16 protein-coding genes and 4 pseudogenes are annotated in these 13,126 nt (G+C 32.3%); 9 read left to right on the forward strand and 11 right to left on the reverse strand.

Going from position 1 to position 13,126, the window contains the following annotated elements; translation table 11 throughout:
* Nucleotides 1-246: 246 nt before the first annotated feature.
* The 4 genes and pseudogenes from ACGH6Q_RS01035 to ACGH6Q_RS01050 all read right to left on the reverse strand — a co-directional run.
* Nucleotides 247-540 carry a hypothetical protein gene (locus ACGH6Q_RS01035; protein ID WP_085166087.1) on the reverse strand — a complete coding sequence of 98 codons (294 nt, stop codon included), beginning with the start codon at nucleotides 538-540 and terminating at the stop codon, nucleotides 247-249.
* 569 nt (nucleotides 541-1,109) lie between these two features.
* Nucleotides 1,110-1,499: an Imm50 family immunity protein gene (locus ACGH6Q_RS01040; protein WP_065609578.1), complete on the reverse strand. Its 390-nt coding sequence runs from the start codon at nucleotides 1,497-1,499 to the stop codon at nucleotides 1,110-1,112.
* A gap of 440 nt (nucleotides 1,500-1,939) precedes the next feature.
* Nucleotides 1,940-2,368 (reverse strand): hypothetical protein, encoded by a 429-nt coding sequence (locus tag ACGH6Q_RS01045; protein WP_065609576.1) that lies wholly within the window; start codon nucleotides 2,366-2,368, stop codon nucleotides 1,940-1,942.
* Nucleotides 2,369-2,472: 104 nt separating this feature from the next.
* Nucleotides 2,473-2,718: pseudogene (locus ACGH6Q_RS01050) on the reverse strand (integrase core domain-containing protein); the annotation flags it as partial.
* Between the two features lie 380 nt (nucleotides 2,719-3,098).
* On the opposite strand from ACGH6Q_RS01050, the gene ACGH6Q_RS01055 reads away from it, so the two are divergent.
* From ACGH6Q_RS01055 to ACGH6Q_RS01080, 6 genes and pseudogenes are all read left to right on the forward strand, one after another.
* Nucleotides 3,099-3,449 (forward strand): hypothetical protein, encoded by a 351-nt coding sequence (locus ACGH6Q_RS01055; protein WP_065588565.1) that lies wholly within the window; start codon nucleotides 3,099-3,101, stop codon nucleotides 3,447-3,449.
* Between the two features lie 140 nt (nucleotides 3,450-3,589).
* Nucleotides 3,590-3,842, forward strand: a pseudogene (locus ACGH6Q_RS01060) (RHS repeat domain-containing protein); the annotation flags it as partial.
* Nucleotides 3,843-4,167: 325 nt separating this feature from the next.
* Nucleotides 4,168-4,512, forward strand: coding sequence for a hypothetical protein (locus tag ACGH6Q_RS01065; protein ID WP_411591501.1), 345 nt, complete (start codon nucleotides 4,168-4,170; stop codon nucleotides 4,510-4,512).
* A 228-nt stretch (nucleotides 4,513-4,740) separates the two neighbouring features.
* Nucleotides 4,741-5,103: a hypothetical protein gene (locus ACGH6Q_RS01070; RefSeq protein WP_065609570.1), complete on the forward strand. Its 363-nt coding sequence runs from the start codon at nucleotides 4,741-4,743 to the stop codon at nucleotides 5,101-5,103.
* A gap of 30 nt (nucleotides 5,104-5,133) precedes the next feature.
* Nucleotides 5,134-5,313 carry a hypothetical protein gene (locus ACGH6Q_RS01075; protein WP_065609568.1) on the forward strand — a complete coding sequence of 60 codons (180 nt, stop codon included), beginning with the start codon at nucleotides 5,134-5,136 and terminating at the stop codon, nucleotides 5,311-5,313.
* A complete protein-coding gene (locus tag ACGH6Q_RS01080) occupies nucleotides 5,304-5,465 on the forward strand; it encodes an NTF2 fold immunity protein (RefSeq protein ID WP_174799422.1) in 162 nt (53 codons plus the stop codon). Before ACGH6Q_RS01075 ends, ACGH6Q_RS01080 begins: the two co-directional genes overlap by 10 nt.
* 13 nt (nucleotides 5,466-5,478) lie before the next feature.
* On the opposite strand, the pseudogene ACGH6Q_RS01085 reads toward ACGH6Q_RS01080, so the two are convergent.
* Nucleotides 5,479-6,552: pseudogene (locus ACGH6Q_RS01085) on the reverse strand (IS3 family transposase).
* 111 nt (nucleotides 6,553-6,663) lie between these two features.
* Between ACGH6Q_RS01085 and ACGH6Q_RS01090 the strand changes: the two are divergent.
* The 3 genes from ACGH6Q_RS01090 to ACGH6Q_RS01100 all read left to right on the forward strand — a co-directional run bounded on the left by ACGH6Q_RS01090 (nucleotide 6,664) and on the right by ACGH6Q_RS01100 (nucleotide 9,051).
* On the forward strand, nucleotides 6,664-7,254 hold the full coding sequence (locus tag ACGH6Q_RS01090; protein ID WP_202115344.1) for an imm11 family protein: 591 nt from the start codon (nucleotides 6,664-6,666) through the stop codon (nucleotides 7,252-7,254).
* A gap of 708 nt (nucleotides 7,255-7,962) precedes the next feature.
* Nucleotides 7,963-8,742, forward strand: a complete 780-nt coding sequence (locus tag ACGH6Q_RS01095) for an RHS repeat domain-containing protein (RefSeq protein ID WP_411591502.1) — start codon at nucleotides 7,963-7,965, stop codon at nucleotides 8,740-8,742.
* 12 nt (nucleotides 8,743-8,754) lie between these two features.
* Entirely contained in the window at nucleotides 8,755-9,051 is a 297-nt protein-coding gene (locus ACGH6Q_RS01100) for a hypothetical protein (protein WP_411591504.1), read from the forward strand.
* 573 nt (nucleotides 9,052-9,624) lie between these two features.
* On the opposite strand, the gene ACGH6Q_RS01105 is transcribed toward ACGH6Q_RS01100, so the two are convergent.
* The 6 genes and pseudogenes from ACGH6Q_RS01105 to ACGH6Q_RS01130 all read right to left on the reverse strand — a co-directional run bounded on the left by ACGH6Q_RS01105 (nucleotide 9,625) and on the right by ACGH6Q_RS01130 (nucleotide 13,058).
* Entirely contained in the window at nucleotides 9,625-10,206 is a 582-nt protein-coding gene (locus ACGH6Q_RS01105; protein ID WP_174799412.1) for a hypothetical protein, read from the reverse strand.
* Between the two features lie 322 nt (nucleotides 10,207-10,528).
* Nucleotides 10,529-10,786, reverse strand: a pseudogene (locus tag ACGH6Q_RS01110) (RHS repeat domain-containing protein); the annotation flags it as partial.
* 140 nt (nucleotides 10,787-10,926) lie between these two features.
* Entirely contained in the window at nucleotides 10,927-11,280 is a 354-nt protein-coding gene (locus ACGH6Q_RS01115) for a hypothetical protein (protein WP_411591507.1), read from the reverse strand.
* 327 nt (nucleotides 11,281-11,607) lie between these two features.
* The gene (locus tag ACGH6Q_RS01120; protein ID WP_085166134.1) at nucleotides 11,608-12,024 is read right to left on the reverse strand and encodes a hypothetical protein; all 417 of its coding nucleotides are present in this window, start codon (nucleotides 12,022-12,024) and stop codon (nucleotides 11,608-11,610) included.
* 132 nt (nucleotides 12,025-12,156) lie between these two features.
* Entirely contained in the window at nucleotides 12,157-12,303 is a 147-nt protein-coding gene (locus ACGH6Q_RS01125) for a hypothetical protein (protein WP_167370129.1), read from the reverse strand.
* A 143-nt stretch (nucleotides 12,304-12,446) separates the two neighbouring features.
* Entirely contained in the window at nucleotides 12,447-13,058 is a 612-nt protein-coding gene (locus ACGH6Q_RS01130) for a hypothetical protein (protein WP_065610599.1), read from the reverse strand.
* Between the last annotated feature and the right edge of the window lie 68 nt (nucleotides 13,059-13,126).

Genomic DNA, 13,126 nt, shown 5'->3' on the forward strand with positions numbered 1-13,126 from the left:
ATCACTGGCATTTATGTTAATGTGGCTGCCAATGTATTGTTGAGTAATTTATGTACAGCAAAGATCAACAGTCCCTAGTTACTTGTCTAAATTCTATCCTTGATAATATGAATTATATTGTATCGGCTCATATACTATTTTCTGTATCATTATACTTCAAAACTAATAGCGGATTTTCTACAATAAGGTAGCAAAGAAATAAAAACTATGAATATTTAGATATGCGATCTTTTCTACATTTGTTAATTACTCTAATAATGAAAAAGCATGATGAAATTCTTCATTTTTTATCAAATCCTGTATCGTTTTATTTATTATTTTGTCATTTAAACTTTCAACAATAATCATATCTGATGCCCAAAAATATAAGCCATTACAACACTCTTTTGTTTCTTTATACTTATTTAAAATAGAAATTATATTTTCGATAGTGAAAAATGTTGCAGTATACCGCTTTCCATTGTCTAAAAAAACTTCAACATCAACATTATCATTTACCAGATTAAGATCTTGATCATATTTTAAAATTTTAATATTCAAAATACTTAAGCTCCTATACCAAATACTTTTAAAACTTCATTGATAACTGTTTGCTGGTTAGCCTTGTTAGATTTACCTAAACCTAATATTTCAATTATACTATCATTTATTTCTCTAAAATAAACATATGCCCCATATCGATCTCTAGCTTCAGAAATTCGTTGGTTCCAATACCTAGATTTTTATTATTTAAAAAGCTGTTCTATTAAATGATCGATACTTGATTAATGCGATTTTCCTGTAATCTCGACTTCTTTAACAAGATTATTACTTTCTTATTCGCGAATGAATTTTAAACAACTCAAACCCCACGATTCAAGCCACAAACAATTCAACTAGATATGGCTGAGTAAATCTACCTATACCCAGATCATAATACCCTGAAAGTATTGTAATGTAAGCTGGTTTCCACTATCTAAATATCGTCCCTGATATCTGATTTTGTACAATTGATTCGTGTTCGATTTCCTGAATCCGTTTTATCCCAAAGTTGAAAGCTGCATTCCCTTTGCGGTCTATTTGATGTTTTTGATGCACCGAGCTAATAAAAATTTATTTCATCTTTATTTTTAATTCCATCTTTCATCTATATAGGGAGTTATACTTTCTATAATTAAAAACTTTGATTTACAGTAAAGTTGTAATTTGTTATGTTGAACTGTTATTTCAGAATAATCAGTAAAAGAATTGATGGTTGGTGAACAGAAAAAACCAATTTTTGAACCAGACATATTTAACTGAACTATCTCATTAAAAGTAATAATTAAATTTAATGCATTAAATTCAACTTTATCCCATTTTTTAGGGTAAATTTTGGGGATTTCCTTGCAATTTAAATGACATTTAAACTCTGAATAGCTGTCAAATGAAACACTATTCAATTCAATAGATTGAAAATTAAATTCGTTATTAAACATAAATTGAATTTTTTCTCTGCCTAATGCGTTTTCAAACCACATATCAATTCCTTTAGAGAAATTATGATGACCAGGAGTTCCAGAAACATAACCAGTATCCTGATTATTTGAAGGTCTAACATTATATTTGATTCAGTACCATGACTCTGTTCTGTTTTAGAGTACCCAAAACTATACTCTTGAATGAAGGTGGATTTTCTTTTTTTATCAATACATTCACTTTATTGCTGACCATTTCCAGCAATCATAATATTGCTATCTCGTAAAGATGACCGTGTAATGGTGATTGATTGGTATACCAACACCACGCTTACCTATCTAAATGCATCTCTTCGACTTTTACCATCATACGATGTTTTCTTATTTTTTAACCAAATAGATCAAACCAAATCAACCCATTAGGCACATAATGATACAGATTAACCTACCCCAACAGCTGAATCGAGATTATCAGGATAAAGCGTCCGCAGTTGAATATGTATTTATTTTATTTTTTCATTAAGAATATTAATAAACAAATTATATATATTCTGGCAAAAATTTGAATTTTCAATTGCTTCAGGTAACACGAGTACATAATAAAATACATTATCAAAATGCAAATTTATATCATAAGGTTCAAAATCAGAATCATTATCAAATTCAAATAGTGTAGCGATTCCATTCAACGTTGTATTTTTTGCCTCAACTCCAAAACAACCTTCACCATTAATATCCAAATTATAGCCATTCTCAAGGTGATAATCTTGCATTTCATCATTTTTATAGAAAAATAGAAATTCTTCATCTCGAAAACTATCTTGTTTATATTTATAATTAATAGACGCTATTTTTTTGATCAATGAAGAAAATACATCATCTATCAACTTATTAGTGTAAAAGCCATACATAACACCTGTCCATTCAGTCATATATTTATCTCCTAAACTGTTTGCATCCGGAAATGCAGTATTTAATATCATCTCGGAGCTTATTTGTAAATACCCCAAACTCAGTACACAACTAGCGTAGAAAATTAAACTGCTTGTTTTAGTGTTTTATACTCAATCGGTGTCATGTTATTTAATGCCTCATGCGGTCTTTCGGTATTATAAATCGTTAACCATTCTTCGGTTATTCTCCTTGCTTGTGCTAAGTTGTTAAAAAGATATAAATCGAGTACTTCAGTACGATAGGTACGATTAAATCGTTCAATATAGCCATTTTGATAAGGGCTACCGGGCTGGATATAATCAATGGTTATATCATGTGATTTAGCCCAGTTTATCTAAAATAGCCACGATTTGATGTTCAGTCATTTTTTTCATAATTAAATCCCCCTTTTTTTTTATCATAGAGAATTTTCTACTTTTTTGCTGTACTATTTTAGGGAATAGTTACACTGAGCCTAATCGTTTCTCAAGAGCTAGATTTAAGTATACTAGATTTAAGTATAAGGGTGATGGATATCAAATATATGGACATGGCACGGATTTTTCCGCGGAAGCCAAATGGCTAACATCTAACTTAGCAAATGGTCTAATGGCTTGTATTACCAATACCTTAAATAAGCAGAATCATAGAACTGATGTAATATGGGAACCTTTTCGTAGTGACAATAATGGGGCTCAGATTTTATTAGATGGATCAGGATATTAATTTATGAACGAGAATATACTATACAATTTTTTGAAAAATAGACCATCCCTTTTAGATTATAATGATGAACTAAAGTTAATAGGTATTATGACTAAACTACCTATGAGTTGGCTCATTAAAAATAAAGATGAATTTATTTGTGCTTTAGACCAATTACATGACTCACATACGGATGGTGGATTTTTATTACAAGAGGAATGTGACGATATTATATTTGATAATTTTTGTGAATGGCTAAGAGAAGTAAATAATAAAACCGGCATACCGACATTAGTGTATATTGATGATTTTTCAAGTGTTGGACTTAATAAATTTAGAGAAAGTATTAGAAAAGATGAAAATACAGATAAGTAAGATCTAAACAATATTAGATCTAAATCTTTATACGTCTTGAATTGGTATTCAGGGGTGTTATTATCATAATTTATTAAGAAAAATGTTTAGTCAATAAATATTTAACAAAATAAAAGGCTATTCATTAATACTAGAAAGTACCGGAAGAACTAACCGATGCAAACGGCGAAATACTGTGGGAATGCAGCTTTCAGCTATGGGGAAAACTGATTCATGAAATCGAACACGAATCAGTAGAGCAAAACCTCAGATATCAGGGACAATATTTAGACAGGAAAACCAGTTTACATTACAATACTTTCAAGTATTATGCTCCGGATATAGGCTGATTTACCCAGCTAGATCCGATTGGGTTGCTGGAAGGGGGTTAATCTGTATCAGTATGCGTTTAATGGGGTGGTTTGAATTGATCTGTGGTGGGGGAGTTTACCAGAAGATATGTATAAAACGATTTTCAACTTAAGGCTTCTATTGAAAGTAAATATCCAGGAATTTTGGAGATAGTTTTATCCGGTAAAATGGTGTTTTCCTAGGAAAAGCACTGGCTGGGATTGATTGGTCAACTACATGGTACCATCATGAAAGAGTCGGTGGTTTATTGCAGTTAGTTGGCAAGAAAGATCATAACTCTAGATATCTTGATTATCACCTTAAAGGCTTATGAAGGAAAGAACTCATGGGGCGGTGGTTCGTATTGTAGTAAAATTTGAGGATACCAATGAATAGCTTTAAATCTATATATGAATTAATAAAGAACCTTAATCTTCTAGACCAAGGGGAATGGATTTATGCAAATTTAAATTCGTGGAATAGTAATCCAGAATATACAGAGTTTTATTATATTCCATGGGATTACATTCAAAATTTAGATGATGATGAGATATATCTTGATGAAGAAGATATGGAAATGCCTCTTGCTGTTAAAGGATTAAATTTAAGAGGATGGATGCTGGTTGGTTCTTTAGACTATGTAACCCAAAATAAATCAGACTTTGAGCATGATAATAACTGGCTGATTGATGAAATAAATTATTATCGAAATAATGATACATTTAGAACATAAATATAAATTTGGCAAAATTACTCTAATTCTTTTGCTCATCCATTAATTAATTCACTAATTATTTAATAATAACAAAGATTAGCGGCTAATTAAAAAAACGATACCTAGAGCATACTGTTACACTATTATTATAACCCACAGGGCACATCGCTACTTATCCCGCCAATGATATGAAATTTGGTGAATATCAAAAGCTACTTAATCGAATTGAATGGAATTAACTTATAAATGGCGAAACTTATTATTGATGAAAAAGAAGCATTTACAGATTTAAAAAGAATAATGCGATCATGGAATCTGAATGATAACTCAGAGAAATTAATGGATGAATTTTTCGAAAAACTAATCCAATTTAAATGGAATAGAAAAAAGATATATAATTTTACATTTGTGTATATAAAAGATAACTTATCTGATTTGGATTACAATGATATACCCGCGGTTGCTTTTGATTATTTAAGTGATATAGAAACATCAATTATTGGTTATTGTAGCTATGGTTCAATTTTGAAAATTCCTGATGAACCACAAAATCCAGATGAACTAATAGCTTATGTTAGAGGTGAAAAATGGAAAGATTGTGTTGAGTAAAATATTTAACAAATAGGAGAACTAAACTAAATGAATTTAGAAAATGCAAAAAATACATTAAAAGAATTTATTATGGCGATGAATCACTGGGAAGTCCATTATTATCCATTAGTAAAAAATGATTTATCGAATGATGTTCGTTTAAAAATGATTAATAATTTAAATTTTGTACAAAAAAAGAACGAAAATATGGTAGGCAAATTTCATTAGGGTGTGGAAATCCGCCTGAATATTCGCCAGATGAAAAGATATTAAAAACTAAGGAATTAAAAGGCAATAAAGCAGCTATTTATACTCAAGAACAAAATGGGGTAGAAGATCAATTTTGTAAATATCCCAAACTTAGTACACAACTCACGTAGAAAATCATGCTGCTTATTTTAGTGTTTTATACTCAATCGGTGTCATGTTATTTAATGCCTCATGCGGTCTTTCGGTATTATAAATCGTTAACCATTCTTCGGTTATTCTCCTTGCTTGTGCTAAGTTGTTAAAAAGATATAAATCGAGTACTTCAGTACGATAGGTACGATTAAATCGTTCAATATAGCCATTTTGATAAGGACTACCGAGTTGGATATAATCAATGGTTATATCATGTAATTTAGCCCAGTTTATAAAGGTTTTTCCTGTAAATTCTGGCCCATTATCGACCCGTATTTTTAATGGATACCCATGATATTCAGCCAGTTTATCTAAGTAACGGGTAATCCTTCCTGCTGGTAAGCTTACTGCAATATCAATCCCTAGCGCTTCACGATTAAAGTCATCGATAACATTGAATGTCCTAAAGCGACGCTGATTACGACTACTGTCACTCATAAAATCCATTGACCAGCATTCACCTTGTTTATTGGGGACTAATAGCCTTTCTGGGCTTCGTGGAGGAATGCGCTGTTTACGCTTTATCCTGAGATTAAGCTTTAATTGGCAATACACCCGGATACACCCGTTTATGATTCCATTTATAGCCGAGCTTTTTGATACGATTAAAGCATTTAGGAAAGCCCCAGCGTAAATGCCTGTCCGTGATAGCATTCAACACCGAAACAATCACCGAATCATCCTGTAACTTAGGTTGATAATAGTAAGCACAACGGCTTAAGCCAACAATGGCACAACTCATAGCAATAGTAACTGAATGATTTTGTTGTAGTTGCTGTGCCCACGTTTTACGTGCCTTTGTGGGCACTAAAGCTTTTTTATGATTTCTTCCTGCAGCTGGGATTTTAAACTCAGTTCGGCAAACATCTGCTTAAGCTTGCGGTTTTCAGCCTCCAGCTCCTTTAAGCGTTTGATATCCGAAGTTTCCATTCCGCCGTATTTTTCTCGCCATTTATAGAAAGTTGAATTACCCATGCCATATTTACGGCACAGTTCTTTAACCGAAATACCCGCTTCAGCTTCTTTTAAAATAGCCACGATTTGATGTTCAGTCATTTTTTTCATAATTAAATCCCCTTTTCTTTTATCATAGAGAATTTTCTACTTTTTTGCTGTACTATTTTAGGGGATAGTTACAAAGTTAAATAATGCTTGTTGAATTTAGGTGGTGAAAAGATGAGCTATATAATTTCAATAGAAGAAAATACATATAATATGCTTGATTATCTCCATGATATATCCATGGATTTCTCACTATTTAATGAGGGGATTAGCCTTAAAGGTCTTGATTGTACTTTAAAATATAAAGCTAAGAATAAATCCTGTTTTAATAAATTAAAAAAGTGTCACATGCTATCTACTACTGGACCTGAGTTAGTTAGCCTGAAGCTCAGGGCTATTCTTGAAAGTGTAGTGCCAACAGAAGTTGAATTTTTTAATGCCGAAATAATATATGGAAATGAAATTTTTGATGGTTTTAGTGTGATAAATCCCATAATAAAGATAGATTGTTGTGATATGAACAAAAGCGAATATCAGTTGACTAATTTCGATCCAAATAATCCTGCCTATATGTTTTTATATACAGTAATATTAGACGATATACCTGATGGTTATAATATTGTTAGATGCAAAGAACAACCAAATTTAATTGTGATCAATAATAAAGTAAAATCGGCTATTTTAAGTGCTGGCTTACAGGGAATTAAATTCTGTAAGGAAATTGATTTGACATATAAAGATCGGACTATATGTGAATCGAGTTGAATATATTTTCAATTAGATTAGTTATAAAAAATTCTAAAATTGTAACTATCCCTTAAAATAGTGGAATGGCAACACATATTCAAACAACAAAATTAAGGAGTGGTTGTTAGTTAAACTCTATCGGTGGCAAATAACATAACGATGAATGCAACCATTTGTGATTGTACCAATAAGCATAGGCTGCAAAAGATTGTCGCAATTCTAAGGAAAAAAAATAATAAAAGGAGAAATGTTTAAAGTTTCAAAAAGTGAACTAATAAATTTTATTCAAAAATCAATAGATATGGGTGATATGCGAGAATTTCTGATTTCACCGATTTCGACCAATAGTAAAAAGGAAGTTCTATATTTAACAGAAGATTCATATTATTTATATGAACCTTAGTTTTATTTAATTATACATATAGAAAGTAAATACATCACGACAACCTAGACAGGATGGTAAGCAAAAAACACAGCAAACACGGCCAAACCGATTACCGCCACGACGAGCACGGCCGAACCCAAACCAAACAGAGCATCGGCGCCACCTAGCACTACCACTACGACGCCGAACACCGCCTGAGCGAAGTACGCATCGAACAGTCAGACCGCAGCCAACGTTACGGCTACGTCTACGATGCCTTAGGTCGGCGAATCGAAAAGCATCTGCTAGACCGCGAAGGCAAACCCTACAACCGTACCCGCTTCCTGTGGGACGGCTTAAGAATGATTCAGGAAACCGGCCCGAATCACCCCACCAGCCTGTATATCTATACCGACCAGAACAGCTACGAACCACTGGCGCGGATAGATAAACGAGGTAATGACCCAGAAAGAGTCATGTACTTCCACACCGACCTCAACGGCTGTCCGGAAGAGCTTACCGATGCAAACGGTGAAATACTGTGGGAATGCAGCTTTCAGCTGTGGGGAAAACGGATTCATGAAATCGAACATGAATCGGTAGAACAAAACCTCAGATATCAGGGACAATATTTAGACAGAGAAACTGGTTTACATTACAATACGTTCAGGTACTATGATCCGGATATAGGTAGATTTACCCAGCCAGACCCGATTGGGTTGCTGGGTGGCTTGAATCTGTATCAGTATGCGCCTAATGGGTTGACTTGGATTGATCCGTGGGGGTTAACATCTTGTAAACCTGTAAAAGCTGGTGAAGGTGGTAAATTTAGTAAACTAAATGCTCGTGGGGTTAAAGGTGATAAATTGACTCCTCACCATATGCCTCAAGCTGCGGCAGGATTTACTTCAAAAGCAGATGGTGGCGCACTTGTAATAACCGAATCAGAACACTATTTAACAAGGACTTATGGATACAAAGGTGCGATAACTAAGGTACAGGACTTTGGATTATCATTCCGGCAAGTACTTGCAAAAGATATTAAAGATATAAGAAATATTGTTGGCTCTAAATATGATGAGGGTATTCGAGATATTATTAAATATTACAAAACAAACTATCCAGAATTAATGAAAAAATGATTTGGAGATTCTATGAGACGATCTGTTAATGAACTTATTAAAATGGGGCCTTTGCCTTCTTCAGAGGAAAGTTCTGATATTGACTTTATTCAGAAATATCAGAATATTTTACATAGCATTCAACCACCTTTATCAAATGAAGAAGCGACTAAACTAATTACACTCTTTGGTAATGATGAAAGTTATGGATTAGCTTGGTCACTATTACATCTTATTGAATCGAGTGCCGATTTTTCAGTAGATAAGCAACTATTAGAAAATGGAAATCCATGGATTCAGCTATTAAAAAAGAGAACTATGAATAAATAACCTTTAAATTGTAATGAATCTGTAACTATCCCCTAAAATAGTACAGCCAAAAGTAGAAAATTCTCTTCATTAACCCTCAGAGGATTTAATTATGAAAAAAATGACTGAACATCAAATCGTGGCTATTTTAAAAGAAGCTGAAGCGGGTATTCCGGTTAAAGAGCTGTGCCGTAAATATTGAGTATAAAACACTAAAACAAGCAGCATGATTTTCTACGTGAGTTGTGTACTAAGTTTGGGGTATTTACATAAGCTGTCTTCTCTGTCTAAATATTGTTCCTGATATCTAAGGTTTTGTTCTAATGATTCGTGTTTGATTTCATGAATGCCCTTACCCCAAATCTGATAGCTGCATTACCACAGTATTTCGCCATTCACATCTGGTAGTTCTTTCTGGCTGCCGTTCAGGTTAGTATAGGAATACAAGCTGGTAGGATAATTCGGCCTGTTTCCTAAGCTATCCTTAAACAGTCCCACAGGAACAGGTACGGTTGTAGTGTTTGCCTTCGTGGGTTAGGTAAAGCTTACTTTTACAGCTGTGCTAGTAACCTTTATTGTTTCGCTATTTTAAAACTATCGTATTGTATATACCCATAATGATTCTTTTTTTGTTTTAAAAAAATTAGAGGAAGAAAAGTCGATATCATTCTTTTTTGAATATGAAAGTAATAGATCATAGGTAACCCTATCTCTAATTCGCTTTTTATTATATTGTTCTTTGTCTTCAAACCACAAAAGATCACCTTTTTCATAAAAAAGCCATTTATCTTCTTTCATTGCCCTAACTAAGCGGACAGTTTCTCCAGAATCAGTAAAACTCATCTCTATTAAAGGGTAAGCTCCACTTAGTATCCTAAATGATAGATAGCTTGAATGGTTTGCTTCCGTTATACAATAAAGTAAGGAATCCCAACCATCAGATAAATTAGATACAAAGATTAATTTATTATCATTCACACATGAATAATAAAAAGCTCCTACTGGTGGGAAATAGCCACCTTTTTGAATATTCAAATGTATTTCTTCAATTAGTTTTCTACTTTTTTGAGGCTCATACAACCAGTTTAATCCATTCTGAATAATACTTTCAATCTCTGTGAGATTACTATTAACTATGGAAAACGCTAACATCTTATTCATATCTTGAAAAGCCATTTAAAATATTTCCTGAATCGTCAATTAACTAAAATGTATTTCTGGCATTAGGATCAAGTCTTGGAATTATATTTTGATGTCCAAGGCTACCCTTTAATATTGTATCCACTTCAATATTATGGTGTTTACAATCTAAATCAAATTGAATATCTGGTCTATTTTTACCAACTACATTACCTTTTAATATCTACTTTCGGATGGTTCTAGCACCGTGATTTTTAGCATCCTTAATAATATTGTCAATAAAATTATTATGAGCTAATCCATCGTATTTTTTCCATTACAATGATTTGGACAAGCAGCCCCCCACAGTTCCACCCAATAAACCATTAGGTGCATACTGATACGGATTCAAGCCACCCAACAGCCCAATCAGATCCGGCTGAGTAAATCTACCTATATCCAGATCATAATACCTAAAGGTATTGTAATGTAAGCCAGTTTCTCGGTCTAAATATTGTCCCTGATATCTGAGGTTTTGCTCTACTGATTCATGTTCAATTTCATGAATCCGCTTTCACCATAACTGAAAGCTACATTCCCACAGTAATTCGCCGTTTGCATCGGTTAGTTCTTCCGGTACTTTCTAGTATTAATGAATAGCCTTTTATTTTGTTAAATATTTATTGACTAAACATTTTTCTTAATAAATTATGATAATAACACCCCTGAATACCAATTCAAGACGTATAAAGATTTAGATCTAACATTATTTAGATCTTACTTATCTGTATTTTCATCTTTTCTAAGATTTTTTCTAAATTCATCTAGTCCTTCCGAACTCAAATCTTTAATATAGATTAATGTCGCTATGCCAGTTTTATTATTTACTTCTTTTAGCCATTCACAAAAATTATCAAATATAATATCGTCACATTCCTCTTGATATAAAAATCCACTACCTATCGTATGTGAGTCATGTAATTGGTCTAAAGCACAAATAAATTCATCTTTATTTTTAATGAGCCAACTCATAGGTAGTTTAGTCATAATATCCATTAGCTTTAGTTCATCATCATAATCTAAAAAGGATGGTTTATTTTTCAAAAAATTGTATAGTATATTCTCGTTCATAAATTAATATCCTGATCCATTTAATAAAATCTGAGCCCCATTATTGTTACTACGAAAAGGTTCCCATATTACATCAGTTCTATGATTCTGCTTATTTAAGGTATTGGTAATACAAGCCATTAGACCATTTGCTAAGTTAGATGTTAGCCATTTGGCTTCCGCGGAAAAATCCGTGCCATGTCCATATATTTGATATCCATCACCCTTATACTTAAATCTAGTATACTTAAATCTAGTATACTTAAATCTAGCTCTTGAGAAACGATTAGGCTCAGCCCTTCAATTGTTTGCTATTTCTCTTTATTTGGCACATATATCGATATTTTATTAGATTTCCCCTCCTTTATAAACATAAATAGGTTGCATTGTTCCTCTTTCGCCATTTTCTCCAAGACAAAAGGTAAAGTCTTTATTAACAAAATAGATAGCAGGAAATAAACCATCATTTCTATTTTCAAGATATGATAAAAAGTTTTTCAAAGAAGATAAAAATAAGTACATATTTTTTCCTTTTCCATCGACTAATACATAACCCTGTATATTTTTATCTATATCAAGATTAGTAATATCAATCGCCCCTTTTGGCGCTATATAGTGATTCCATAAAGGACCATGAGTCTTTATATCTTTTTTAACAAAAGGTTTTCTGAAAGTATGAATAATAACTTTTCTAATTTCTATTGCTTTATCGTTCTCAATGTTTGTACCAAAAAAATTGGTATATGTCGAAAATAATAGGTCCATAAATTAATTCCATATATCATAAAATACATGTCCGTCTGCCCCTTATTTAGTCTGCCAGTCATACCATTTTATATGTTGAAGATCATTATCGAATGGAACTGTAGATTCTGGAATTCTATGATATTCATAGCCTCAGTTTACAGTTTTAGGGTGTAGTTTATTATGTGAAAAACCTTCACCAAAAATATCTTCAATTAGCTCTCGAGTATTGCGCTCATTTGGAACACGTATATTGTGAATGTTATTGCCATCATTATCAGTTACATATACTCTAGTCATTCTTAATTTTCTACTGCTTTTTGCTATGCTTTTATTCCTGGCTTTGCATTGCAGACGGATTTTGCGACCGTTTTTAAACTGGTATTTAGCACCAGAGAGGGTATAATACTTTTCGATGCTGTCAGATAGTTATGTTAAAATAATTATGCCATTTGAACAAAAAAAAGACCCGCATTATTAAAATCATCAATTTTCTTTTTTAAAAATAAATACCCAATAGCATCAGATAAAAATAATGCTCCACCATCATGAACTGGAATATCTGATGAATATAATTGACCAATAAAATCATATTGTTGCATTAATTTTTCACAAGCAACAATTCCCTTGGGTATTTTATTAGACAAAAAAGAAAATGTTGGATAATCACTATTCTTTAATTGTGTTTTTTTTAATTCAAGATATTGAGGAGCAAGGCTATTACTATTTTCGCATAGCTTTGATATGCCTGTTAACGTTACTCTTGTAAATCCTGATTTTAAGTGATCGAGTTCTGCATCATCACCAAAATAAACAATATCGTCTAAGAAATATCTATTTTCATTATAAGTTGAAAATACGGAAATATATTTATCTTTAGGAAGATTAATTCCACTAATAGAATCAGATAATTTATCATTATCAATTGTGAATAATAATGTTAAATTTTCACCTAATGGATTTTGGGGCCACTTGCCATCAATAAATGCACCTCCTCCAAATTTGATACCACTATTTTCATTTGATGAAGGTATAAGTTCATATACTTGTTGCATGATATCTCCATTAACAACATTTGCTAATTTTTTATAAAATCTATCTGTTTTTTTTCAGGAATACCAGC

The organism is Gilliamella sp. BG2, from assembly GCF_046635645.1.
GTDB lineage: Bacteria > Pseudomonadota > Gammaproteobacteria > Enterobacterales > Orbaceae > Gilliamella > Gilliamella bombi.

Excerpts from the sequence above, each read along its gene's own strand:
- ACGH6Q_RS01125 (WP_167370129.1), bottom strand. The coding sequence starts at position 12,303 with ATGACTAGAGTATATGTAACTGATAATGATGGCAATAACATTCACAAT.
- ACGH6Q_RS01095 (WP_411591502.1), top strand. The coding sequence starts at position 7,963 with ATGATTCAGGAAACCGGCCCGAATCACCCCACCAGCCTGTATATCTAT.
- ACGH6Q_RS01120 (WP_085166134.1), bottom strand. The coding sequence starts at position 12,024 with ATGGACCTATTATTTTCGACATATACCAATTTTTTTGGTACAAACATT.
- ACGH6Q_RS01040 (WP_065609578.1), bottom strand. The coding sequence starts at position 1,499 with ATGTGGTTTGAAAACGCATTAGGCAGAGAAAAAATTCAATTTATGTTT.
- ACGH6Q_RS01105 (WP_174799412.1), bottom strand. The coding sequence starts at position 10,206 with ATGGCTTTTCAAGATATGAATAAGATGTTAGCGTTTTCCATAGTTAAT.
- ACGH6Q_RS01090 (WP_202115344.1), top strand. The coding sequence starts at position 6,664 with ATGAGCTATATAATTTCAATAGAAGAAAATACATATAATATGCTTGAT.
- ACGH6Q_RS01130 (WP_065610599.1), bottom strand. The coding sequence starts at position 13,058 with ATGCAACAAGTATATGAACTTATACCTTCATCAAATGAAAATAGTGGT.
- ACGH6Q_RS01055 (WP_065588565.1), top strand. The coding sequence starts at position 3,099 with ATGAACGAGAATATACTATACAATTTTTTGAAAAATAGACCATCCCTT.
- ACGH6Q_RS01045 (WP_065609576.1), bottom strand. The coding sequence starts at position 2,368 with ATGACTGAATGGACAGGTGTTATGTATGGCTTTTACACTAATAAGTTG.
- ACGH6Q_RS01070 (WP_065609570.1), top strand. The coding sequence starts at position 4,741 with ATGGCGAAACTTATTATTGATGAAAAAGAAGCATTTACAGATTTAAAA.
- ACGH6Q_RS01065 (WP_411591501.1), top strand. The coding sequence starts at position 4,168 with ATGAATAGCTTTAAATCTATATATGAATTAATAAAGAACCTTAATCTT.
- ACGH6Q_RS01075 (WP_065609568.1), top strand. The coding sequence starts at position 5,134 with ATGAATTTAGAAAATGCAAAAAATACATTAAAAGAATTTATTATGGCG.
- ACGH6Q_RS01100 (WP_411591504.1), top strand. The coding sequence starts at position 8,755 with ATGAGACGATCTGTTAATGAACTTATTAAAATGGGGCCTTTGCCTTCT.
- ACGH6Q_RS01115 (WP_411591507.1), bottom strand. The coding sequence starts at position 11,280 with ATGAACGAGAATATACTATACAATTTTTTGAAAAATAAACCATCCTTT.